Genomic DNA, 22,284 nt, shown 5'->3' with positions numbered 1-22,284 from the left:
CCCCAAGAGGCAAGCCTCTTGGTTTGGGCTAATCCCGTTTCGCTCGCCGCTACTCAGGGAATCGCATTTGCTTTCTCTTCCTCCGGGTACTTAGATGTTTCAGTTCCCCGGGTCTGCCTTCTCATATCCTATGAATTCAGATATGGATACCACTCCATTACGAGTGGTGGGTTTCCCCATTCGGAAATCTCCGGATCAAAGCTTGCTTACAGCTCCCCGAAGCATATCGGTGTTCGTCCCGTCCTTCATCGGCTCCTAGTGCCAAGGCATCCACCGTGCGCCCTTTCTAACTTAACCGTTAAAAAGAATCACTATGTGATATCTTGTATTACTAATTGAATGTGATGTCTACTGTTATCTAGTTTTCAAAGAACACGTTTCGAAGGAATGATCCTTCAAAACTAAACAAGACAGGGAACGTTCTGTTTATAAGACCCAAGGTCTTATATTCCGTATAATATCCTTAGAAAGGAGGTGATCCAGCCGCACCTTCCGATACGGCTACCTTGTTACGACTTCACCCCAATCATCTGTCCCACCTTCGGCGGCTGGCTCCTAAAAGGTTACCTCACCGACTTCGGGTGTTACAAACTCTCGTGGTGTGACGGGCGGTGTGTACAAGGCCCGGGAACGTATTCACCGCGGCATGCTGATCCGCGATTACTAGCGATTCCAGCTTCACGCAGTCGAGTTGCAGACTGCGATCCGAACTGAGAACAGATTTGTGGGATTGGCTTAACCTCGCGGTTTCGCTGCCCTTTGTTCTGTCCATTGTAGCACGTGTGTAGCCCAGGTCATAAGGGGCATGATGATTTGACGTCATCCCCACCTTCCTCCGGTTTGTCACCGGCAGTCACCTTAGAGTGCCCAACTGAATGCTGGCAACTAAGATCAAGGGTTGCGCTCGTTGCGGGACTTAACCCAACATCTCACGACACGAGCTGACGACAACCATGCACCACCTGTCACTCTGCCCCCGAAGGGGACGTCCTATCTCTAGGATTGTCAGAGGATGTCAAGACCTGGTAAGGTTCTTCGCGTTGCTTCGAATTAAACCACATGCTCCACCGCTTGTGCGGGCCCCCGTCAATTCCTTTGAGTTTCAGTCTTGCGACCGTACTCCCCAGGCGGAGTGCTTAATGCGTTAGCTGCAGCACTAAGGGGCGGAAACCCCCTAACACTTAGCACTCATCGTTTACGGCGTGGACTACCAGGGTATCTAATCCTGTTCGCTCCCCACGCTTTCGCTCCTCAGCGTCAGTTACAGACCAGAGAGTCGCCTTCGCCACTGGTGTTCCTCCACATCTCTACGCATTTCACCGCTACACGTGGAATTCCACTCTCCTCTTCTGCACTCAAGTTCCCCAGTTTCCAATGACCCTCCCCGGTTGAGCCGGGGGCTTTCACATCAGACTTAAGAAACCGCCTGCGAGCCCTTTACGCCCAATAATTCCGGACAACGCTTGCCACCTACGTATTACCGCGGCTGCTGGCACGTAGTTAGCCGTGGCTTTCTGGTTAGGTACCGTCAAGGTACCGCCCTATTCGAACGGTACTTGTTCTTCCCTAACAACAGAGCTTTACGATCCGAAAACCTTCATCACTCACGCGGCGTTGCTCCGTCAGACTTTCGTCCATTGCGGAAGATTCCCTACTGCTGCCTCCCGTAGGAGTCTGGGCCGTGTCTCAGTCCCAGTGTGGCCGATCACCCTCTCAGGTCGGCTACGCATCGTTGCCTTGGTGAGCCGTTACCTCACCAACTAGCTAATGCGCCGCGGGTCCATCTGTAAGTGGTAGCCGAAGCCACCTTTTATGTTTGAACCATGCGGTTCAAACAACCATCCGGTATTAGCCCCGGTTTCCCGGAGTTATCCCAGTCTTACAGGCAGGTTACCCACGTGTTACTCACCCGTCCGCCGCTAACATCAGGGAGCAAGCTCCCATCTGTCCGCTCGACTTGCATGTATTAGGCACGCCGCCAGCGTTCGTCCTGAGCCAGGATCAAACTCTCCGATAAACGGATCACAGGTTAAGTTCACCGCATCCTGCGGCGACACCTGTGTGACCTGCGTCGTGCAGGCCCTAGTTTGACTGACTACGCACATCGCTGTGCGATTTTTTAAAAACTGAATTAACAGGTACGTTTTGTCTTGTTTAGTTTTCAAAGATCATTTTCACTTCTTGTTGAAGCGACTTTATTAATATAACATTTTGACTTTCTTTTGTCAAATGTTTTTTTGATTTATTTCCCCGCCGCTGTGAGCTTGTTTTCTCAGAAGCGCATCAGCGACGTTTAATAATATAACACGGTCAAGAATCAGAGTCAACACCTTTTTTAAAAGAATATCCTCGGTGATAGACAGCCTGTCCTTTCGTTTCTATCTGGCAGACGTTGATAAGTCCCTTTTCCGTCAAGTAATCAAGCATAACGCCAAGATCTTGGGTAAAGTGCTTTAGGTCATGATGTTGAAGAAGCTCACCGAATTGCCAAATGTCTTTTTCTTTCATTACTTCGAAAAGATGCGCCGAACCGATCTCGGCTTTGGAATGGATGAGAAAATCATTTGCTAAGAATAATAATTCAAGTCTTTTTTCCAGGCTCTCATGACTTTCAATCAGCTCGGAATATAATTTGTACACCTGGGGCTCCATCTGGCGCACTTGGCTCCACACCGTGGTTTCGGGATGGAATCCTCTGTCGATTACTTCAATACGTGCTAAATGATGCAGCGCATGAACAACGGCATTGTAGGCATCTAAAAATTGATTGGCTTCAAAAAAAGCTTTCCCTTCAACATACCTTCTGATTAATTTGCCGTATTCGAGTCCGATCTTCAGTTTACGTTCGGCAAACGGAAATGTATTCAGCCTGTCAATCAGTTCAACTACGTATTCATTACGGTCAAACAAGACTCTGCCATTTACAATCCAATCTATGATTCTTCTATTTGTTCCAAGCAAAATCCATTCTTGAATCTGAGAATCTGTTACCACATGCAAAGAAGCTGTTTGATGATCAAATTCATAATGCTTTATAAAAACTGGCTCATCAGCATCCTTTACAATCACCAGCAAAGCTGCATCAAAGTTATCTGTTAAGGAAGATGTTTTGTTTCTTCTCTCAATCATAATGACAGCCAATGTATTGGGGTGACTTGCTCTTTCTTGGTAAATTGGACGGAGAAGATTTTCCATCACTATTCCTCCAATGCAATTGTTCAAATTTTTTTATTCTCTATTTGATTCAATTCTATGGTTAAAACGAAATTCCTTTTTTCTAAACACATTGAACTATTATAAACAATTTCACAGTAACTCTCCATATGTAAATTCCAGTTCAACCGAAAACATGAAGAAAATCCCATCGGGTTTGTGCTATAGTTAAAACAGAGGGGGATGGACATGGCGAAATACTCCAGCAAAATTAATAAAATCAGAACATTTGCGTTAAGTTTGGTTTTCGTTGGGTTTATCATTATGTACATCGGGATCTTTTTCAAAGAGTCAGTTTTGCTTTCTAGTTTGTTTATGATACTTGGGCTTTTATCCATCGGTCTCAGCACGGTAGTTTACTTTTGGATCGGAATGCTTTCGACTAAAGCGGTTCGCGTCATTTGTCCAGGCTGTGATAAAGAGACAAAGGTTTTAGGAAGAGTCGATATGTGCATGCATTGCCGAGAGCCGCTGACTTTAGATAAGGGATTAGAAGGAAAAGAATTTGATGAGTCTTATAATAAAAAGAAAATGTCGAAATAAAATAAGCTGACCGTTTCGTGCGGTCAGCTTATTTTTAATGATTTTCTTTTTTCGAACACTCTTGGCAGACGCCGTAAATTTCTAAACGGTGGTGGCTTACCTTGAAGCCCGTGACGTGGGCAGCGAGCTGCTCCACTTCATCAAGGCCCGGGTAGTGGAAGTCCACAATTTTACCGCAGTTTTCGCAAATCGCGTGATAGTGATCGGATGTGACAAAATCGAATCTGCTGGAAGCATCACCGTATGTGAGCTCTTTTACCAAACCTGATTCCCGGAACACACGCAAATTGTTATATACCGTCGCTACGCTCATGTTAGGAAATTTCCCTTCCAGAGCTTTATATATATCGTCCGCTGTTGGATGAGCCATAGAGTTAACGAGATATTCCAGAATCGCATGACGTTGAGGAGTAATGCGAACTCCGGTTTCCTTCAACGTTTCTAAGGCTTCTTTTAGTTCATGTGCAGCCATCCGTCATGCACCTCTCTTCTAAAAAAAATTCTTACATTGTAATGTTTATAATTAGTGTAACTCTTTCTACGATAATTTGTCAATTGATATCAGGGTAAAAGTAAGCATAGGCTCATAGAGATTTACTTTTCCGACATATCTTTGAGGGTTTGAAGCGCTTCGGCTACATGGTCCTTTACTTTTACTTTTCTCCATTCTTTAATGAGCCGGCCTTCTTTATCAATTAAAAAAGTGGAACGCTCGATTCCCATATACTCTTTTCCGAAGTTTTTCTTCAGCTTCCACACATCAAATGCTTCCGCCAGCTTATGCTCGTCATCAACAAGAAGCAGAAATGGAAGGTTATGCTTCTCTTTAAATTTTCCGTGTTTTTCCTGGCTGTCCGGGCTGACGCCGATAATGACGGCATCCAGTTCGGCGAAGCTTTCGTGACTGTCCCGAAAATCGCATGCTTCAGTTGTACATCCCGGTGTCATGTCCTTTGGATAAAAATAAAGCACGATGTACTTTCCTTTATAATCCGATAATTTTACTGTTTCCCCATGATCACCTTTTAACTCAAGATCAGGCGCTTTTTGTCCGATTTCTATAGTCATTACGTTACCTCCGGATGTTTTTTTATTAAGCGTATCCAATTCTTGTCCAGATTACAACCATCTCAGCTGAATCTGAAGCCCGAAGCCATTGTTCTTGTTCGGAAGCATGCTACAATAGAAAGGACGCATGGAGATATAGGAGGTTTTTATTCTTGCATACAAAATCAATTGAACTTCACAATGAGGCATTACAGCACATTGTCGGCGGTGTAAACAGCCCGTCTAGATCATATAAAGCAGTCGGCGGCGGTTCTCCTGTTGCAATGGAGAAAGCAAGCGGCGCTTATTTTTGGGATGTGGACGGCAACAAATACATCGATTATTTAGCGGCGTACGGTCCGATTATTACAGGACATGCCCATCCGCATATTACAGAAGCGATTAAAAAAGCAGCAGAGAACGGTGTATTGTATGGAACACCAACGAAACACGAGGTTACATTTGCAAAAATGCTCAAAGAAGCCATTCCCGCTATGGACAAAGTAAGATTCGTCAATTCGGGTACAGAAGCCGTTATGACGACCATCCGCGTGGCTCGCGCATATACAGGCCGGACAAAAATCATTAAATTTGCGGGCTGCTATCACGGGCATTCGGACCTTGTGCTTGTCGCCGCAGGCTCCGGCCCGTCTACTCTCGGCACACCAGACTCAGCCGGTGTACCGAAAAGCATTGCAAACGAAGTGATCACAGTACCATTTAATGATATCGATAGCTATAAAGCGGCTCTTGATAAATGGGGCAGTGAAATCGCGGCGGTTCTCGTTGAACCGATTGTCGGCAACTTCGGTATCGTGGAGCCGAAAGAGGGCTTCTTAGAAAAAGTAAATGAATTGACACATAATGCAGGCGCTCTCGTTATTTACGATGAAGTCATTACGGCTTTCCGCTTTATGTATGGCGGCGCGCAGGATCTCTTACAGGTGAAACCAGATTTAACAGCACTCGGGAAAATTATCGGCGGCGGACTTCCGATTGGCGCCTATGGCGGCAAACAAGAAATCATGGAGCAGGTAGCTCCGCTAGGACCTGCTTATCAGGCAGGAACAATGGCAGGGAACCCCGCTTCCATCCTATCAGGCATCGCTTGTCTGGAAGTGCTCAAAGAAAAAGGCGTGTATGAAAAGCTTGATCACCTTGGCGCTATGCTTGAGGAAGGTATTTTGAAGCACGCAGAAACACACGGCATCACCATTACGGTCAACCGGTTAAAAGGTGCGCTCACGGTATACTTCTCTGATGAGAAAGTCGAAAATTACGAGCAGGCTGAACGGAGTGACGGAGAAACATTCGCTACGTTTTTCAAGCTGATGCTGGAACGCGGAATTAATTTAGCACCTTCTAAGTATGAAGCTTGGTTTATTACCACAGCACATACAGAGCAGGATATTAAAGACACGCTTGCAGCGGTCGAGGATGCTTTTAAACATCTTAAAAACTAGAATCAGATACCTTGAACAGGAGCTTTGAGCTCCTGTTTTTTTTATGGAATCAAACAACGTGTAAGATTTTGGTCTTTTTCTAGAAAAATAGCTTGAATATTTGTATCGATCCCTGTATATTACTTAATTGTTTAGCAAATAAACTAACCGGGAATTTTAAGGATTAGCCCATTTGCTATGTCACACAATTTACTATAGAAAGGAATGCACGCACAAACCAATGAAACTTGGTGCCCGCATTTTCAAAACCGGGATTGCGATTACACTTGCCCTTTATTTGGCTTCGTGGATCGGGCTTCCCGCGCCGATTTTCGCTGGAATTGCAGCGATATTTGCGATCCAGCCGTCGATTTACCGCTCTTTTCTCATTATTATTGACCAGGTTCAAGCAAATATCATCGGAGCTGTGATTGCCACAGTGTTCGGCCTTATTTTCGGACCCAGCCCGATTATGATCGGGTTAACAGCAGTTATTGTCATTACAATCATGCTGAAACTTAAAATTGAACATACAATTTCAATTGCTCTTGTAACAGTCATTGCGATATTAGAATCTGCCGGTGACGACTTTTTAATGTTCGCGCTGATCAGAACAAGCACAGTCATCTTAGGGGTGCTTTCTTCCTTTATCGTCAACCTTGTGTTTTTGCCTCCTAAGTACGAAACAAAGCTGATTCATAATACCGTCGAAAACACCGAAGAAATTATGAAGTGGATCAGATTGTCCATGCGGCAGTCGACAGAGCATTCGATTTTGAAAGAGGATATTGAAAAACTGAAAGAAAAAATGATCAAGCTTGATCAGACATATCTTCTATATAAAGAAGAAAGAAGTTACTTTAAGAAAACCACTTATGTGAAATCAAGAAAGCTTGTCCTGTTCAGACAGGCCATTATTACTGCAAATCGGGCGCTTGATACATTGAAGAAGCTGCATCGTCTGGAAAACGAGATCTATCATATGCCGGAAGAGTTTCAGGAAACATTGACTGAAGAACTTGATTACCTGCTTTACTGGCACGAACGGATTTTGATGAGGTTTGTCGGAAAAATCAAGCCGCATGATGACGCGGTTGAAGAAGGCATCCGGTATAAGCAGCTTTTAACAAAGTCATTTTTAAAAAATCAGCAGAATACGGATGAGGAGCTTATTGATTACAACATGCTCAATATTATGGCAAGCGCCGTGGAATATCGCGAGCAGCTTGAACATTTAGAAACACTTATCACAAGTTTTCAAACGTATCATCCGAAAGACTGCGAAATAGAAACAGAAGAGTAACCCGGTTAAACAGCCGGGTTTTTTTATATACAAAAAAATCTTATATCCTTCGTTAAAAGGATATAAGATTGATGTTTTAGTTCAAATTTTGAATGGTAAATAAGTGCTTGTATTGGCTCTCATAGTTCATGAGTTCATCATGGGTTCCGATTTCAATGATTGTCCCGTTTTCCATGACAACAATCTTATCCGCATGGGTGATTGTCGATAAACGGTGGGCGACAACAAAAGTTGTTCTATCCTTCGCCAGTTTGTCCATCGCTTCTTGAATGTAATGCTCACTTTCCAAATCCAGAGCTGATGTAGCTTCATCTAAAATGAGGAGCGGCGGATTTTTCAGGAATACCCGCGCAATTGAGATCCGCTGCTTTTGTCCGCCTGAAAGCTTAACGCCTCGTTCCCCCACCCGGGTCTCATATCCTTCTGGAAAACTCATGATAAATTCATGGGCATTTGCAGCTTTGGCGGCTTCGATTATCTCTTCAAGTGTGGCATCAGGCTTGCCGATCGCGATATTTTCCCGAATCGTTTCACTAAATAAAAAGGTATCCTGAAGCACCATACCAACCTGGTTGCGAAGGCTTCTTGCTTCATAATCGCGAATATCCGTCCCATCAATCAGCAGTCTGCCGCTTGTTACATCATAAAATCTTGGGATCAGGCTGACGAGCGTTGATTTTCCTCCTCCGCTCATGCCGACGAGAGCTACAGTTTCTCCTCTATTTACTTTTAAGGATACATCATGAAGAATATTTTCTTTGTCCTTCTCATATTGAAACGAAACGTTTTGAAACTCCACTCCTCCGCGAATCTGATCGGCCTTTATCGCATTTGGTTTGTCAGTGAGTTCATAGGGCTCGTCAATAAATTCAAACACCCTGTCCATTGATGCGATTGACTGTGTCAAAGTTGTAGAGGAATTGATCAGCCTTCTAACAGGGTTGTACATTCTGTCAATATATCCGACAAACGCGACCATTGTTCCGACTGTCAGCGGTCCATTAATGACAAAATACCCGGCGCACGCTATGACGATGAGCGGCGCCAAATCTGTAATGGTATTAACGACCGCAAAAGTTTTGGCGTTCCAATTCGTGTGTCGGATGGCTTTATCTAAGAAATGACCGTTTTTCTCATTAAATTGAGCCTGTTCATGATCTTCTATCGCAAAGCTTCTGATGACAGGCATGCCTTGAATGCGTTCGTGCAAATGCCCCTGCACTTGAGCAAGAGCCTGTGAGCGCTCCCTTGTCAGCTTTCGTAAACGGCCGTAAAAATACTTCACTGATATTCCGTATAATGGGAATAATACGATAGAAATCAGCGTTAATTTAACGTCCAGTGTGAGCATGATAGAGATTACAATCAAAATCGTCAGCATATCGAGCCATATATTCATCAGCCCTGTGATGACGAAATCCTTTGTTTGTTCTACATCATTAATCACTCGGGAAATGACTTCCCCTGTTCTTGTATTCGCGTAAAAACGAAGGCTCAGTTTTTGTATATGGTCAAACAGCTTAGCTCTTATATCATAAAGCACCTTGCTGGCAGTCCACTGGGCAAAATATTGCCGGTAATATTCAACAGGCGGGCGCAAAATTAAAAATAAGGCGAACATGATCGCCATAATCGTGAACAATGACGTGGTTTTGTCACTGGCCGTGCCGCCTCCTTGAATAATGTCGTCAACTACGTACTTCAGAAGCAATGGGAGAGCAAGCGGAATGGAAAATTTGACGATCCCGATTAACACTGTAACGAAAATTTGCTTCTTATAAGGTTTGACGAATTGCATGTAGCGTTTCATAACCCCCACGTTGATTCCCCCTCTCTCTTTCTCATGATGTGTGTGAGCCCATGTGAAAAACCTGTTGTACCCCGCAACAGGTTTTTACGTAACCATTATTTTGTATAGCGCAAATACCGTTCATACCACATATCGACAAACTCGGGCGCAAACGGTCCCTGACGCTGGTGAATCCAATGGAGCAGCGTATTTAAGTAGTCTCTTAAAATACTGTCGATTTCTTTTGGATAATTCATGGCTTTCCGATGATCATCATATTCGTCTTCATCGAGAATATTGTAGGTCATGTCAGGAAAAACCTTAACATCTAAGTCATAATCAATATATTTAATTGCTTCGCCATCATAGGCAAACGGAGAACTGATGTTGCAATAATAATGAACCCCGTCTTCCCTCAGCATCCCGATGACATTAAACCATTGTCTTGCGTGAAAATAACAGATTGCGGGCTCTCTGGTTATCCATGTCCGGCCGTCTGATTCGGTTACCATCGTCCGGTCATTGGCTCCGATGACACACATTTCTGTACTTTTTAAGATTGTTGTCTCATTCCAAATTCTATGAATCAGCCCGTTGTGCTTATAGCTGTGAATTTGAATGGTTTCTCCTTCCTTGGGATAGCCCATATTTCTCCCCTACTTTCTATAAAGCCCTACAGTTAGTATGTCCAAATTTGCTTACCGACAACGTCTTTTACCTATTATAACGTTACAAATTGAAAAATGAAAATAAAAGAGCCATTCCGGCCGGGGAATGGCACATTCCTGCACTACACAAAGGAAGACGGCTTTTCTGAGCTGCGATATGAACGAATGACCTGCTCTGTCTGCTTTTGAAACATATCCTGTATATCGGCAAGGTGTTTCCGTTTTACCGCAATTTCAGCCTGAATCCCACGCAGCCTTGCATCCCTTTCCAAATGCCGAAGTTCCGCCTCAATTTGTTTGCAGCGGTCGAGCTCTGATTGGAGATCGAGAAGCTTATCCATCGTTTTCATCTGTTCACTTACCAGCTTTTCAAATTCGGTCATCGGTTCCTCCTTCAGCCTGATGAAAGTATAAACATTTCCTCCTTTAATCATTTCGATCTCCGTAAAGCAAACCCTTTGACTCATTCTGTAGACCTTCCACAAGTTTTGTCGTTTTTCAAACAGAAAAAAGCACTTCCACCCGAAGATGAAGTGCTTTTTTCTGTTTCAGTGATTAGCTGTTTTGTTGTTTGTTTTGTTCAGCAGATTGGTTTTGCTGTCTTACCTGCTGTGCGTCAGTTTCACTAGCGAATTCAGTGCCGAATTGACCTTGTTGTCCAGCTGATTGCTGGTTTTGTTTTCTGACTTGCTGAGCGTTTGTTTCGCTAGCAAATTCAGTGCCAAATTGACCTTGACCAGCAGCTGATTGTTGGTTTTGTTTTCTAACTTGTTGAGCGTTTGTTTTGCTGAAGTTATTTGAGTTAGCCATTGTTATCACCTCCACGGTCATTAGAATGTGCAGGTGATCGTATAGCTATTCCTCTTTTTTAAAAATTTTTAAACGAGCAGTGAGCGTCCGCCGTCAACGATAATTGTCTGTCCGCGGATCATGTCAGCCTTGGAAGACACTAGAAACTCAACAGTATCAACCATGTCTTTAATTTCGACCATGCGTCCCGCCGGCGTGTTTTGGCGCGCATCCTCAAGCAGATCTTCTCTATTCGGGAAGTGTTTCAGCGCATCTGTGTCGATCGCTCCGCCTGAAACAGCATTGACGATAATTTGTTTTGGTGAAAGCTCAACGGCAAGATAACGGGTTAAAGCCTCTAACGCTGCTTTTGATACACCGACCGTGGTGTAGTTTTCAAGATAGCGGATAGAGCCTAATGAACTGATGCTGACAATATGCCCGCCTCCGTTCTTCTCCATTAGCTTGGCAGCTTCCTGAGCGCAGAAAAGCAATGCTTTCGCATTAATGTTCATCGTCCAGTCCCAGTGTGTTTCTTCTAATTCCATGACAGGTCTTAGTACTCCTGAAGCGGCATTATTGACAAAAACATCAAGTCTGCCGAACGTTTCATCAATTTGCTGAAACATTTCTTTGATTTTTGCAGGCTGTCCTACGTTTGCTTTTACGACAAGCACTTTAACGCCAAGCTTTTCGATTTCTTCCGCTGTTTCTAATGCTGCTTTTTTGCTGCGTGCATAGTTAATGACGATGTTATAGCCGTTCTCAGCAAGTCTGATCGCGGCCGCTTTTCCGACACCGCGGCTGCTTCCTGTTACGAGTGCACATTTATTTTGTTCCATTTTTCCTCATCTCCTTGTAGCGTATAGTTCTTTTATTTCCACAAACAATAATGGCAAGAACTTTAAAGGGGGTCTTCTGTTATGTATGTCGGACGTGATATGAGCGAATTGAACATGGTTTCCAAAAAAGATTGGAAGAACAGTGAACTCGCTTATTTTCATCATGCCTTTCAGCAAATTATGCCTTATTTGAACGAAGAAGGCCAATCAAAATACCGGGAATTAACGCAAGAAATTGAAGCGCGCGGCGGAATGAAGCGCAATGAAGCGGACTACAGCCACGGCACGCGCGTCTCTTACGATTAAGAATGGTTTACGGAGCAGCCGAGATGGCGGCTGCTTCTACTGCCATCTTCCAGATTTTTTGATGTGACACCGGGAACGCAAATTGTTCGAGCTCTTCTTTCGTTACTTTTTTCAGCTCGCTGGTATCCGACACTTGTTTTACCTTACCGAAAAACACTGAAATATTCCATACCAGGTGGGTGAAAACATGCTCGACTACACCTTGCAGATCACTGATATCAGCTTGTATGCCATATTCGTTTTCTAAGAAAGCAATGAGCTGTTCACGCTCAGTTTTGATCCCTTTTTGTGTTTCAAGATTAGGGAATTCCCACAGGTTGGCGAGCAAACCTTTAGACGGCCGTTTGTGGATATACACTTGTCCGTCTTCATCAGTCAGTACGATCGCGGCCATGGTTTTGATCCCGGGCTTTTTCTTTTTGCTTTTTACCGGAAGCTCCCGTTCAGTGCCTTCTTCAAATGCTGAGCAATGCTGCTGAACCGGGCATAGCAGGCATGAGGGTGATTTTGGCGTGCAAATCAAGGCTCCAAGCTCCATCAAGCCCTGATTAAATTCAGATGGTTTTTCTTTGGAAATAAAAGCTCGTATGGCGTCTTCAAAGATCGTTCTTGTTTTTGGTTTGGCAATATCATCCCAAATAGAAAGAATTCTGGACATGACACGCATCACATTTCCGTCAACCGCGGGAATGGGTTTATTGTAGGCAATGCTGAGCACCGCTCCCTTTGTATAAGGGCCGACGCCTTTTAACCCGCCAAAATCTTTCTCGTCTGGAGGGACAATGCCGCCGTATTCCTGTTTCACTTCTTTTACCGCGCTTTGCAAGTTTCTGACTCGCGAATAATAGCCGAGCCCTTCCCATGCTTTCAGCACCTTTTCTTCATCAGCATCAGCGAGCGCTTCCACTGTCGGGAATTGTTCCACAAACCGCAGAAAGTAAGGAATCACTGTCTCTACTCTCGTTTGCTGCAGCATCACTTCAGATACCCATACCTTATAAGGATCTTGGTCCTCTCTCCACGGCAGAACGCGCTGCTCTCGTTCAAACCATGAGATTAAATCATCGCGAAATTGCTGTATGTCTTTTTGTTTTAATTTGTCTTCAAGTACGTTCATATGTGTTTCTCCCCAGTCTTTCGCGCCCCGCTTTTCTTTAGACTGTTTTTTGTTGTACACTAAGGGCACAGTACGATAATATGTTACATTAAATAGTAATAAAGAAAAAGCGGAAACATATGAGAACGATTGAATCAGTTTAAAAATTGGGTATATGAAAATGGGGAATTTCTTACAAAGTGAATGTGCAGGATCACCCTGCAAGGAGGTCACCTATGGATACGGGCACACATGTCGTTATGGGCATCGCACTGGGCGGTATTGCGACGCTTGATCCTGTTGTCGGATCAGATCCGGCAATGGCTCATGCTGTTATGATCGCAACGCTTGCGGGCTCTCAGGCTCCGGATATTGATACTGTGTTAAAGCTTAAAAACAATGCTGTTTATATAAGGAATCACAGAGGATTTACCCATTCAATTCCCGCCGTTTTGTTTTGGTCTGTCATCATCCCGGCGATTCTGTATTTATTTTATCCTCAGGCCGATTTTCTGCACCTATGGCTGTGGACACTGCTGGCAGTCGTTCTGCATGTCTTTGTTGATATATTCAACGCCTATGGAACACAAGCCATTCGTCCGTTTTCGAAAAAATGGGTTGCGCTCGGGCTGATTAATACGTTTGATCCGTTTATTTTTATCAGCCATCTGGCAGCTATCGCGATTTGGTATGCAGGCGGGAGTCCCGGCATCACGTTTCTCAGCTTATATATCATATTGGCAGGCTATTACTTGGTGCGCCTGATCATGCAGCTGAGAATTAAACGGAAGCTTCATGAGATGATTCATGATGAGATCGAAAGCATTATTATTTCTCCAACGATGAAATTCAGGCAATGGCGAATCGCAGTGACGACAGCACATGCTTTCTATGTAGGAAGAAGCATGGAAGGACATGTCGTGATTCTGGATACATTTAATCGGGTGCCTGTTCCTGAAACCGATGTAATGCATGCGGCAAAGCAGGATGATAACATCGCGGCGTTTCTGTCCTTTTCTCCGGTTTACCGGTGGGAAGTGGATACGTTTAAAGATCATTATGAGGTGAGATTTATCGACCTGCGTTATCGGAGCAAAGGCCATTATCCGTTTGTCGCAATTGTTCATATCGGCCATGATCTCACAATTCGTTCATCCTATACGGGATGGATATTCAGCGAAGAAAAACTACAGAAAAAATTAAAGCTCGGCTCTATATAGAGCCGGGCTTTTTACGTCTTATATAGAAAACAGCAAGCAGCAGACTGACGAGAGATATGATCGCCGATATTTTGAAGTATGGCGGATAGTAAGTCAGCTCAATGTGATTGTCTCCCTTTTGCGCCTTGAAGCCTATAAAAGCATAATCCGCTTTTTCGATCTTCTGTGTTTTTCCGTTGATCTTCAGCTCCCAGCCTTTTTCATATGGGATCGGAAGCATGATGTACTGGTCTTTTGACAGAGGATATGCAAAGGTCAGTCGATTTTTGTTCCAATTCAGTTTGTCTGCTTTCTCTGTTTTATTTTGCATTACAGCGTTTTTCAGCGTTTGGTAATTTTCTTCATAGAGCGCTATGTTTCTCAGCTCATAGGTTCCTTTCGGAAGATTGATTGAGATATGGCGTGATTTAGGCACTCTTACCGTTATATTATTTACTCCGGTTTTATATATCGATTTGTTCGATTTCCTTGTTGTGACATAATCATTTACCTTTAACGTAAATCCTTTGTCTTTTGCTTTGCTTTTCAAATAAAAGCTGACATAGTAGTCTCCCGGAGCGGATGATGGCTGTTTCGGGGTGATGATCAGCTCTCCTCCGTTTTCTCCAGTTACGGTTAGCAGCCCGTTTTGATACTGGGCTTGTTTTGCAGTGATGTCCGACTTGGTGATCAAATTGGACGGTTTTGGTGTCTGCTCCGTTTTTACTGATGGATCTTTTAATATGATTCCTTTCAGCATCGCCTGTTCTTTCGCAAGAGCGGGCAATCGGTCCAGCTCACTTTCGCTGTATATGGCATCCGCTGTTTTGACGAATGGAAGCATGTACTGATTCTCATAAACTGCATAATGCTCTGTTTCTAAATGCTTTTTGAAGCCGTACGGGACGCTGGCTTCGTTTGTTTTTTCGGTCATATAATATTTGCCGTAAAGCAGGCTGTATAAATTCGCCCTGTCTCCCAATGACGCGTAACGGCTGACGCTTTCCCTGCCCATATCGATGCTTAAATCATTCCAATAGAAGGCCAGCAGATCTTTGTTTAAAATGCTGGAATACGCGCTGAAGCCATTAAACCCGTAAATGATTGGCGTATTATTGCGGACCCCGTTCATCCAGTCGATTCTCATGAGCGGATCATCGTCTTCCTTCTGTAAACGTCTGATGAGCTCAGATGATTCCCGCCCTCTGTATTCCTCACTTGTAAGATATTCTTTTGTCACACTGTCCAAATCGCCGCCTTCTGAGAGTGCGTATTTTTGATAGGAGTTGGCGATAAACAGCGAAGAAAGAATGATTATACCGTACACAGCCATTTTTGCCCGTTTTTTCGCAAAAGCTGCAGCAAACAAGGCTGCGATTGTCATGAGTAAGAGCAATAGAATACTTTCATTCGCAGGCTTCCATATATCGAGCTTATACCTTTGGATATGATACAAGTAAAGAAGCAGGACGACAGCTGCGGCCGGGAGCAGTTCTTTCCGTTTCAAATCAGACAGCTGTGACAAACCAGCCGCAGCTGCTCCCGCAATGGTAAAGGCCAGAACATATTCAAACCGGTTTTGCGGGGCGGAAAAACCGTTAAAGACGCTTGCCGCATACGGACTGAAATGAAACAGAATAAACAGCAGGCTCAATCCGGCAAAGAGACGAAATACACGGTTTTTGTAAAAAGAAATAATAAACAAAAACAGCAGAAAAGCGGCCGGCACAATGATGATCCGGCTCGAAAATAAGATATTATCATCGAAATTGAGCCACTCTATTTTCTGGCTGTATGGAGGGCGCAGGTTGTTTAAAAAACCGTATACTACGGGCACAAACGCCGCCGCACTGATGCCAAAAGAAATGAAGCCTGAAACCAGAAATAATCTGATTTGAATCCATCTTTTCTCTTCATGTGGTTCCAAACGGATCAGCCATCTGAACAGCAAATAGATTCCGATGAATATAAGGTTTATGTATGCAAAGTAAAAATTATTGATTAACGTCAGCGAACACGCAACGATAAACCACGCCGGACGCCGCTCTCTAATAATTTTTTCTGCACCAAGCACAAGCAGCGGAAGCCAAACCATTGTATCGGTGAAAAATTCCCAATACGCTTCGTGACGGAAATAAATAATTGAGACGCCGTATAACACGGCTCCCGTGAACGATGCCGCCCTGTGCTTGAGAAGATAATGAAAAACAGAAGCGGACGTAAAGATGATCAAGCTCAATTTGAAAATACTGATAAAAACAGCTGACTCAGCCCAAAAAAGCGTATCCGCTTCTTCGATCAGCTGGACGGCTTGAAGCAGCCAAACAGCGGCGGACACAGCAAGAAAAAGAAAAGACGCAGAAAAATAATAGCCGAGCTGACTGAATGTGCCGCCGCCAAGTCCGAATGAATAATTGTAGAAAAAATTCCCGTGTGTATATTGGTCAAATAATAATTTTTTAAATACGATCATTTGCGCAAGCCCGTCACCCGGACCTGTCATATACCTGCCTTCCGCCCATTCTTTCACAAAAAAAGCGTGTGCCAGAACGGACACCAGCAAACTGGCCGCATAGATCATGATATGTTTTCTTTTCATATGAATTCTCCAGTCTTGCTTTTAAGATAATAGACACGCAAAAAAAGCACTGCCAATGGCGTTTGGTATTTTCAGTGCATTTTTGTCAGACGCCGCATGCTTTTTAATTCGTTCGTTTCAGGCAGGTCTTTGTTCGGGATATTCGCTTCTTTGATCAAATAATGCGGGCGTTTTTTTGTTTCATAATAGATTCGGCCGATATATTCACCTATAATTCCAAGGCTTAACAGCTGTACTCCGCCGAGAAATAACACTGCTGAGATAATGGTGAAATACCCAGGCACAGAAATACCGTTAGTCAGAATTTTAACGAATGTGGCAATGATATAAATGATGGAAAGCAGCAGGATGAAAATGCCTGTATAAAAACATAATCTCAGCGGCTTATGATTAAATGAAACGACGCCGTCCATGCCGTAATTAAACAGACTGCTGAACGACCATTTGGAGGTGCCGTTTTTTCGTTCGACATTTTCATAAAATACAATTTTCTGATCAAAGCCAATCCAGCAAAAAAGGCCTTTTGAGAAGCGGTTTCCTTCGCTCAGCTTCAAAAGTGCATTCACAGCTTGGCGGCTTAACAATCTGAAGTCACCGACACCGTCACGCAAATCGACTTCCACCGCTTTATTAATGAACTTGTAGTACATAGATGATAAGAGTGAGCGGACAAAGCTGTCCCCTTTTCTGTTCCTTTGGGCAATGACTTGGTCATACCCTTCTTCGTAGCCTTTGATAAATTCCTTCAGCAAATATGTCGGATGCTGCAGATCGGCATCCATTACAATAACCGCCTCGCCCTGAACATGCTCAAAGCCCGCCAAAATCGCGGCTTCTTTTCCAAAGTTTCGAGAAAAAGATATATACTTCACCCGGCTGCACGTCGCTGCCAAGTCTTTGATCTGCTGAAGCGTGTCATCAACACTTCCGTCGTTTATGAAGAATATTTCATAGTCATAATGAATGTTTTTAAATTCCTTTTTTAAAGATTCATGAATGAGTTTGACATTATACCCTTCATTGTAAGACGGGATAATAATCGAGATTAATCCTTGCTTCATTAAGGCACCTTCTTTTTATTATTCTTTTTAAGTATTGCCTTAGGGGAGTTTTACACAAATCTTCAGTAAGGCTATTCCTTTTTTTAAAGTCGTTTAAACCTGTTTTTTGTTACAATTTTATGGTGACATTCATGATTTTTAATGTTATTTTGTCATGTTTAAAACAGACTATGAAAAAAACGCACAGAAAAAGTCTGCCATTATGACAGACGGATGGAGAGAAATTTTAGCTTATTGGTTCTTAAGATATTCCAAAATCAGCTGATTGACGATGGCTGGCTTTTCGTGGTTAATCCAATGGGAAGCTTCATCAACAAAGATGAGATGTCCATTCGGGCAATGCCTTTCCGTCTCTTTCGCAAGCTTTCTGCTCAAAAAGCGGTCTTCCATTCCCCAGATCATTCGGTAAGGTACTGTTTCGTAAGAGGGTTTCTCTGCCAAGCTTCCTTTTCTGAGGGCTCTGTACCAGTTCAGCATAGCTGTCAGCGCGCCCGGCTGTTTCCACGCTTCTTTGTACCTGCTGACATCCTCGGATGTAAAAAGCGCGGGACGGTCGGATAATCCAATCGCTTTGTCTAATGTTTCATAATCATTTTCCCTTAGTGATGCCTCCGGTATATCGGGCAGCTGGAAGTATGCGATATACGAGCTTTTCAGCCATTGCGGCGGATAAAGCGGCGTTACGGTTTTCATGACGTGCGGGTGCGGGATATTGATCGCGATCAGTTTTTCAAGATATTCCGGGCGTGTGGAAGCCAAATGCCATGCGACAGCCCCTCCCCAGTCATGACCGATGACAATTGCTTTTTCATCAGTGAATTGCGTAATAAGCCCGATGATATCATCTCTTAATGTATCAATCCGATATGAATCAATTCCTTCCGGTTTGTCACTGAGATTGTAGCCCCGCTGATCAGGAGCAATGACCCGGTAACCCGCATCAACAAGCGGTTTGATTTGATTTTTCCAGCCGTACCAAAACTCAGGAAATCCATGGAGCAGGACAATTAACGGGCCGTCTTCCGGTCCTGCGGCTGCAACGTGGAGCGTGATTCCGTTCGTATTAACAAACTGGCATTTAACTCCGTCCACTTCTATCTCCTCCTTGACTGTGCGTCATGATTTTCAGCCTTTTCTCCGTTAGCATAAATGTTATGACACAGGCGGCAATCAGCAGGATAAGCTGAAGAATAATCAAGTTTGATCCCAGCAGCAAACCCATTCCCGCAATCACCAAGCCTGACAGGATCATTAATGATGCACTGTAACGGTTCGCTTCATTCCATAATCTTTGATCTGACATTGAGCGTCTCGTTCTGTACCCGTACACACTGTTGATCGATTTGGGAGGAAACAGTTTGATCAGTATGCCCGCAATGATCATAAGCCCTCCGCCGACTAAACCCGTCATATCATCATCTCCTTTCTCATTGTTACGTGCAGAAAGAAGAAATGTTTCATGCATAGGCAAAAAGACAAGCCTCGGCCTGCCTTTTTATCGCATTTGTAAATCCTTTGTGTGAATATAGCCTTTAACTCCGCCATAATCCACGAACGCCCAAGTGAAGTCAAATCCGCCGTTTTCACTGAATCCCCACCCAAGTATTGTCACCTCTGTTCCAGATGAGAGCTGCTTAGCTTTTCCGTTTTCGGGCGTCGGTGTATAGAAGGCTGTCTGTTTCGTTGTTTTCGCTTGGCTTGCGGTTTTCATTAAAAAGTGAGTTGAAATATATGCTTTCTTTCCTTTGAAATGAATTTGAGCCCAATCGGCATTTACGAACCTATCGACTTTTACCTTTTGTTCTGATGATACAGTGCCGAGAATATCACCTTCATGATTTGGCTCAGTCCGGACATTCAGTTTTCCTGCTTTTATGATGTAAGTATCGGATGATGGCATGCTGACAGATATGTCGTGAAGGGGCGCAGCTTTTGCTGCGGGAGCGGAATGAAGTGCTGTCAAACCCAGTCCTGCGGCAGCTGTTAAAGCGAGCATTACTTGTTTCTTTTTCATATAAAGCTCCTCCTCGCATTTTGACAAGATATAAGTGGTATTCCCTGATTGACAGGCTGGTGAAACATGTTTTGTTTATGATTTCTTCCTGTTAAGGTAATTTTAAGAAAATGAAAAAACCTGCCGGTCGTTAACGGCAGGTTTTTAATGCAAAAGGCCTCTGCTTTGATTTAAGTAATCATTCACGTCGTTACGGGAGCTTTGAAAAAGGTGGAGCTGGCCGCCATAGTTTTCAATCCATTGTGTGACGATTTTTTCAGTCATTTTTTCACCTTGATAGGCGTGTCCGGCTTTTGCATAGGTTGCTTCGAAATCGCTCCATAACAATTCCACCCACGTTTTTGCCTGTATATAGCTGATCATCTCGTTCTTTTCCAGAAGCAGATTAGTCAGTTTCTCAATGTACATATTCATGTGTGCAGTCTCCTTTCTTCAGGAAAAAAATAACGCTTTATTACGTAGTGTTCTCCATATACTAACCTTACGTCTTCATCTGGAAAGACGCAACTTTTTGATCTCGAATCTAGGGGGATATGACATGGTCCGAAATAAAGAAAAAGGATTTCCTTACGAAAACGAAAACAAATTTCAGGGTGAACCGAGAGCAAAGGACGATTATGCTTCAAAGCGTGCTGACGGATCTATCAATCAGCATCCTCAAGAAAGAATGAGAGCCTCAGGCAAACGGTAAAGAAGAACAGCTGCATACACTGCAGCTGTTTTTACCCTTTATTGACTTGATATTCGTAGACGCTCTTCTTTTCTGATAAGTGTGCGAAGGTAGAAAGCACAAGTCCGCATGCAGTCATAAGCGCACCTCCTGCAAACAGCCAGGAATAAGAGCCTGTTCCGTTTAAAATCATTCCGCCGATCCATGCACCAAGGGCATTGGCAAGGTTAAATGCTGATACGCTGACAGCTGCGGCAATGGTTGTGCCGCCCTCAGATGAGGAAATGACCTTTGTTTGCAGAAGAGGCGGCGTGCCGAATGCGCATGCCCCGAATAGGAACGTTGCCACAATGGCTGCAGCCGGGTAAATGGCGATGTAAGGAAATACAGCCAGAACACCGATTAAACCGATCATTACGCCGATCATCGTCCGAGTCAGCAAAGGCAGCGGTACTTTTCCAGCAAAGAAATTCCCGGCAACGCCTCCCAATCCATACGCAAAGAGAGCACCTGTAATGCCAACCGTGCTGAATCCGGCTGAATGCCTCAAAATGGGTTCGATAAAGGTGTAGGCGATAAAGACACCGGAATAGCCTAAAATGGTAATCGCGAAGGAAAACAGCACTTGTTTGTGTTTAAAAACCCCCCACTCATTCATAAGCATTGGGATCACTTTTGGTTTTCTGTTCGGCACGGCAGCCATAAGGCCTAAAAATCCGATGACACCAAGTGCCGTAATGATGGAAAACACCGCTCTCCAATTCAGGACATCTCCGAGATAAGAGCCGAATGGAACACCAAGCATTAGAGCCACTGTCAGTCCGCCGTTCATTGAAGCAGCAGCTGCAGCACGCTTTTCCGGCGGAACCATTTCACTTGCGAATACCATGGCAATCGCGAAGAAAGCGCCGTGAATGGACGCAGATAAAATTCTTGAAATGGCCAATACCGCAAAATTCGGCGCCAGTGCGCTCATCAGGTTGGAAAGGATAAATATCGCCATCAGCCCAAGAAGCACAGGCTTTCTCGGAAGCTTGACGGAAATGATGGTGACGAGCGGCCCTGTCAAACAAACGCTTGCCGCATAAGCCGTGACAAGAAGCCCTGCGGATGAAACCTGTATATGAAAGTCATTGGCAATCGACGTCAAAATACCCATCACCGCGTATTCTGTATAGCCGATTGAAAATGTACAAATCATAAGAACAAATATAATAAATTTTACAGATGGGTTTTTGATACTCAACGTCATCGCCTCCTTTGATTTTAAAAAACAACGAGTTTCATCTTAAAAGATTTTTCAAGTGAATTCAATGATTTTTTCTTTAAGAATTCGTGTAAATGTGCTGCAAACAAAAAGAGGCTGATCATCAGCCTCCTGTTACGCTTTATTCTTTTTCTTGCAATACTGAGATTGGCAGCGCTTCCTCTTGCTGAGGGGAAGAGGTCCTGTATCCCCATGCGAAAACGCCATTTAAATAACTGATGGTAAACTCGTCCTCAGTGGTTTCCACACGATATGTTTCTCCCGGTGAGTAATCTTCCGGGTTCAGCAAATATGCTTTTGCCATCGTAATTTTCCGTTCGAGCACTGCCAGTTCGTTTATGATTCCATGCTGTTCGGCTTTTCTTGCTTTTTCAGAAAGTAATGCGATTTCGGTATTGAGTTCATGCGGTGTCATTTGACTGTATCGTTTCTCCAT

At 43.9% G+C, this 22,284-nt stretch carries 23 protein-coding genes and 2 rRNA genes (1 of these 25 running past the window's edge); 6 read left to right on the top strand and 19 right to left on the bottom strand.

Features of this window, described 5'->3' with window-relative positions:
• From NST79_RS04775 to NST79_RS04765, 3 genes are all read right to left on the bottom strand, one after another.
• Positions 1-297: ribosomal RNA gene (locus NST79_RS04775) — 23S ribosomal RNA — on the bottom strand; it reaches 2,631 nt to the left of the window's first position.
• Between the two features lie 170 nt (positions 298-467).
• Positions 468-2,017: ribosomal RNA gene (locus NST79_RS04770) — 16S ribosomal RNA — on the bottom strand.
• The 16S and 23S rRNA genes sit together here, the layout of an rRNA operon.
• Positions 2,018-2,310: 293 nt before the next feature.
• The gene (locus NST79_RS04765; RefSeq protein WP_003243727.1) at positions 2,311-3,195 is read right to left on the bottom strand and encodes a nucleotidyltransferase-like protein; all 885 of its coding nucleotides are present in this window, start codon (positions 3,193-3,195) and stop codon (positions 2,311-2,313) included.
• A 207-nt stretch (positions 3,196-3,402) separates the two neighbouring features.
• On the opposite strand from NST79_RS04765, the gene NST79_RS04760 reads away from it, so the two are divergent.
• Positions 3,403-3,756, top strand: coding sequence for a YgzB family protein (locus tag NST79_RS04760; RefSeq protein WP_014479226.1), 354 nt, complete (start codon positions 3,403-3,405; stop codon positions 3,754-3,756).
• Positions 3,757-3,790: 34 nt separating this feature from the next.
• On the opposite strand, the gene perR is transcribed toward NST79_RS04760, so the two are convergent.
• Both perR and bcp read right to left on the bottom strand, forming a co-directional pair.
• Entirely contained in the window at positions 3,791-4,228 is a 438-nt protein-coding gene (gene perR, locus NST79_RS04755; protein ID WP_003223285.1) for a peroxide-responsive transcriptional repressor PerR, read from the bottom strand.
• A gap of 122 nt (positions 4,229-4,350) precedes the next feature.
• Entirely contained in the window at positions 4,351-4,824 is a 474-nt protein-coding gene (gene bcp / locus NST79_RS04750; protein ID WP_003233532.1) for a thioredoxin-dependent thiol peroxidase, read from the bottom strand.
• Between the two features lie 152 nt (positions 4,825-4,976).
• Between bcp and NST79_RS04745 the strand changes: the two genes are divergently transcribed.
• Together NST79_RS04745 and NST79_RS04740 are read left to right on the top strand one after the other, a co-directional pair.
• Complete coding sequence (locus tag NST79_RS04745) at positions 4,977-6,266, top strand: glutamate-1-semialdehyde 2,1-aminomutase (RefSeq protein ID WP_015715541.1); 1,290 nt, start codon at positions 4,977-4,979, stop codon at positions 6,264-6,266.
• 220 nt (positions 6,267-6,486) lie between these two features.
• Complete coding sequence (locus NST79_RS04740) at positions 6,487-7,548, top strand: aromatic acid exporter family protein (protein WP_003233537.1); 1,062 nt, start codon at positions 6,487-6,489, stop codon at positions 7,546-7,548.
• 76 nt (positions 7,549-7,624) lie between these two features.
• On the opposite strand, the gene NST79_RS04735 is transcribed toward NST79_RS04740, so the two are convergent.
• The 5 genes from NST79_RS04735 to fabL form a co-directional block, all read right to left on the bottom strand.
• Positions 7,625-9,367, bottom strand: coding sequence for an ABC transporter ATP-binding protein (locus tag NST79_RS04735; protein ID WP_032723011.1), 1,743 nt, complete (start codon positions 9,365-9,367; stop codon positions 7,625-7,627).
• Between the two features lie 86 nt (positions 9,368-9,453).
• On the bottom strand, positions 9,454-9,984 hold the full coding sequence (locus NST79_RS04730; RefSeq protein WP_003223272.1) for a DUF402 domain-containing protein: 531 nt from the start codon (positions 9,982-9,984) through the stop codon (positions 9,454-9,456).
• A gap of 143 nt (positions 9,985-10,127) precedes the next feature.
• Complete coding sequence (locus NST79_RS04725; protein ID WP_003242708.1) at positions 10,128-10,388, bottom strand: YgaB family protein; 261 nt, start codon at positions 10,386-10,388, stop codon at positions 10,128-10,130.
• 172 nt (positions 10,389-10,560) lie between these two features.
• Positions 10,561-10,815, bottom strand: coding sequence for a gamma type acid-soluble spore protein SspE (sspE, locus tag NST79_RS04720; RefSeq protein WP_003233541.1), 255 nt, complete (start codon positions 10,813-10,815; stop codon positions 10,561-10,563).
• A 68-nt stretch (positions 10,816-10,883) separates the two neighbouring features.
• Positions 10,884-11,636, bottom strand: a complete 753-nt coding sequence (fabL, locus tag NST79_RS04715) for an enoyl-[acyl-carrier-protein] reductase FabL (protein ID WP_003223262.1) — start codon at positions 11,634-11,636, stop codon at positions 10,884-10,886.
• 81 nt (positions 11,637-11,717) lie between these two features.
• Here fabL and NST79_RS04710 point away from each other — a divergent pair, with 81 nt between their 5' ends.
• Complete coding sequence (locus tag NST79_RS04710) at positions 11,718-11,942, top strand: hypothetical protein (protein WP_003233542.1); 225 nt, start codon at positions 11,718-11,720, stop codon at positions 11,940-11,942.
• 7 nt (positions 11,943-11,949) lie between these two features.
• Here NST79_RS04710 and mutY read toward each other — a convergent pair whose 3' ends face one another.
• Positions 11,950-13,059: an A/G-specific adenine glycosylase gene (gene mutY / locus NST79_RS04705; RefSeq protein WP_015252513.1), complete on the bottom strand. Its 1,110-nt coding sequence runs from the start codon at positions 13,057-13,059 to the stop codon at positions 11,950-11,952.
• Positions 13,060-13,274: 215 nt separating this feature from the next.
• On the opposite strand from mutY, the gene NST79_RS04700 reads away from it, so the two are divergent.
• Positions 13,275-14,258 (top strand): metal-dependent hydrolase, encoded by a 984-nt coding sequence (locus NST79_RS04700; protein ID WP_014476212.1) that lies wholly within the window; start codon positions 13,275-13,277, stop codon positions 14,256-14,258.
• Here NST79_RS04700 and NST79_RS04695 read toward each other — a convergent pair.
• From NST79_RS04695 to NST79_RS04670, 6 genes are all read right to left on the bottom strand, one after another.
• The gene (locus NST79_RS04695; protein WP_212059883.1) at positions 14,251-16,836 is read right to left on the bottom strand and encodes a YfhO family protein; all 2,586 of its coding nucleotides are present in this window, start codon (positions 16,834-16,836) and stop codon (positions 14,251-14,253) included. The two genes, NST79_RS04700 and NST79_RS04695, sit on opposite strands and share 8 nt — an antisense overlap.
• A 71-nt stretch (positions 16,837-16,907) precedes the next feature.
• Complete coding sequence (locus tag NST79_RS04690) at positions 16,908-17,897, bottom strand: glycosyltransferase family 2 protein (protein ID WP_003244113.1); 990 nt, start codon at positions 17,895-17,897, stop codon at positions 16,908-16,910.
• A gap of 231 nt (positions 17,898-18,128) precedes the next feature.
• On the bottom strand, positions 18,129-18,989 hold the full coding sequence (gene ephM / locus NST79_RS04685) for an epoxide hydrolase EphM (protein WP_014479220.1): 861 nt from the start codon (positions 18,987-18,989) through the stop codon (positions 18,129-18,131).
• Complete coding sequence (spdL, locus tag NST79_RS04680) at positions 18,976-19,308, bottom strand: SdpC immunity protein SpdL (protein WP_024573182.1); 333 nt, start codon at positions 19,306-19,308, stop codon at positions 18,976-18,978. Before spdL ends, ephM begins: the two co-directional genes overlap by 14 nt.
• Positions 19,309-19,392: 84 nt before the next feature.
• Positions 19,393-19,911: an SH3 domain-containing protein gene (locus NST79_RS04675; protein ID WP_003243363.1), complete on the bottom strand. Its 519-nt coding sequence runs from the start codon at positions 19,909-19,911 to the stop codon at positions 19,393-19,395.
• 144 nt (positions 19,912-20,055) lie between these two features.
• Positions 20,056-20,325 carry a YfhJ family protein gene (locus tag NST79_RS04670; protein WP_003243789.1) on the bottom strand — a complete coding sequence of 90 codons (270 nt, stop codon included), beginning with the start codon at positions 20,323-20,325 and terminating at the stop codon, positions 20,056-20,058.
• Positions 20,326-20,449: 124 nt separating this feature from the next.
• Here NST79_RS04670 and NST79_RS04665 point away from each other — a divergent pair, with 124 nt between their 5' ends.
• Positions 20,450-20,602 carry a small, acid-soluble spore protein K gene (locus NST79_RS04665; RefSeq protein WP_003223241.1) on the top strand — a complete coding sequence of 51 codons (153 nt, stop codon included), beginning with the start codon at positions 20,450-20,452 and terminating at the stop codon, positions 20,600-20,602.
• 31 nt (positions 20,603-20,633) lie between these two features.
• Here NST79_RS04665 and NST79_RS04660 read toward each other — a convergent pair whose 3' ends face one another.
• Positions 20,634-21,827, bottom strand: coding sequence for an MFS transporter (locus NST79_RS04660; RefSeq protein ID WP_003243500.1), 1,194 nt, complete (start codon positions 21,825-21,827; stop codon positions 20,634-20,636).
• A gap of 142 nt (positions 21,828-21,969) precedes the next feature.
• Positions 21,970-22,284 (bottom strand): YfhH family protein, encoded by a 315-nt coding sequence (locus NST79_RS04655; protein WP_212059889.1) that lies wholly within the window; start codon positions 22,282-22,284, stop codon positions 21,970-21,972.

Source organism: Bacillus sp. PS196 (assembly GCF_037963555.1).
GTDB classification, from domain to species: Bacteria; Bacillota; Bacilli; order Bacillales; family Bacillaceae; genus Bacillus; species Bacillus subtilis.
The sequence above is the reverse complement of the archived record's forward strand: the minus strand, read 5'-3'. Positions and strand labels throughout refer to the sequence as shown.

What these genes read in the sequence shown, in the direction of transcription:
- NST79_RS04670 (WP_003243789.1), bottom strand. Translation starts at nt 20,325, where the DNA reads ATGAATATGTACATTGAGAAACTGACTAATCTGCTTCTGGAAAAGAAC.
- NST79_RS04655 (WP_212059889.1), bottom strand. Translation starts at nt 22,284, where the DNA reads ATGGAGAAACGATACAGTCAAATGACACCGCATGAACTCAATACCGAA.
- bcp (WP_003233532.1), bottom strand. Translation starts at nt 4,824, where the DNA reads ATGACTATAGAAATCGGACAAAAAGCGCCTGATCTTGAGTTAAAAGGT.
- spdL (WP_024573182.1), bottom strand. Translation starts at nt 19,308, where the DNA reads ATGACGGGTTTAGTCGGCGGAGGGCTTATGATCATTGCGGGCATACTG.
- sspE (WP_003233541.1), bottom strand. Translation starts at nt 10,815, where the DNA reads ATGGCTAACTCAAATAACTTCAGCAAAACAAACGCTCAACAAGTTAGA.
- fabL (WP_003223262.1), bottom strand. Translation starts at nt 11,636, where the DNA reads ATGGAACAAAATAAATGTGCACTCGTAACAGGAAGCAGCCGCGGTGTC.
- NST79_RS04700 (WP_014476212.1), top strand. Translation starts at nt 13,275, where the DNA reads ATGGATACGGGCACACATGTCGTTATGGGCATCGCACTGGGCGGTATT.
- perR (WP_003223285.1), bottom strand. Translation starts at nt 4,228, where the DNA reads ATGGCTGCACATGAACTAAAAGAAGCCTTAGAAACGTTGAAGGAAACC.
- NST79_RS04675 (WP_003243363.1), bottom strand. Translation starts at nt 19,911, where the DNA reads ATGAAAAAGAAACAAGTAATGCTCGCTTTAACAGCTGCCGCAGGACTG.
- NST79_RS04695 (WP_212059883.1), bottom strand. Translation starts at nt 16,836, where the DNA reads ATGAAAAGAAAACATATCATGATCTATGCGGCCAGTTTGCTGGTGTCC.
- NST79_RS04725 (WP_003242708.1), bottom strand. Translation starts at nt 10,388, where the DNA reads ATGACCGAATTTGAAAAGCTGGTAAGTGAACAGATGAAAACGATGGAT.
- NST79_RS04740 (WP_003233537.1), top strand. Translation starts at nt 6,487, where the DNA reads ATGAAACTTGGTGCCCGCATTTTCAAAACCGGGATTGCGATTACACTT.
- NST79_RS04765 (WP_003243727.1), bottom strand. Translation starts at nt 3,195, where the DNA reads ATGGAAAATCTTCTCCGTCCAATTTACCAAGAAAGAGCAAGTCACCCC.
- NST79_RS04760 (WP_014479226.1), top strand. Translation starts at nt 3,403, where the DNA reads ATGGCGAAATACTCCAGCAAAATTAATAAAATCAGAACATTTGCGTTA.
- mutY (WP_015252513.1), bottom strand. Translation starts at nt 13,059, where the DNA reads ATGAACGTACTTGAAGACAAATTAAAACAAAAAGACATACAGCAATTT.
- NST79_RS04690 (WP_003244113.1), bottom strand. Translation starts at nt 17,897, where the DNA reads ATGAAGCAAGGATTAATCTCGATTATTATCCCGTCTTACAATGAAGGG.
- NST79_RS04710 (WP_003233542.1), top strand. Translation starts at nt 11,718, where the DNA reads ATGTATGTCGGACGTGATATGAGCGAATTGAACATGGTTTCCAAAAAA.
- NST79_RS04665 (WP_003223241.1), top strand. Translation starts at nt 20,450, where the DNA reads ATGGTCCGAAATAAAGAAAAAGGATTTCCTTACGAAAACGAAAACAAA.
- NST79_RS04730 (WP_003223272.1), bottom strand. Translation starts at nt 9,984, where the DNA reads ATGGGCTATCCCAAGGAAGGAGAAACCATTCAAATTCACAGCTATAAG.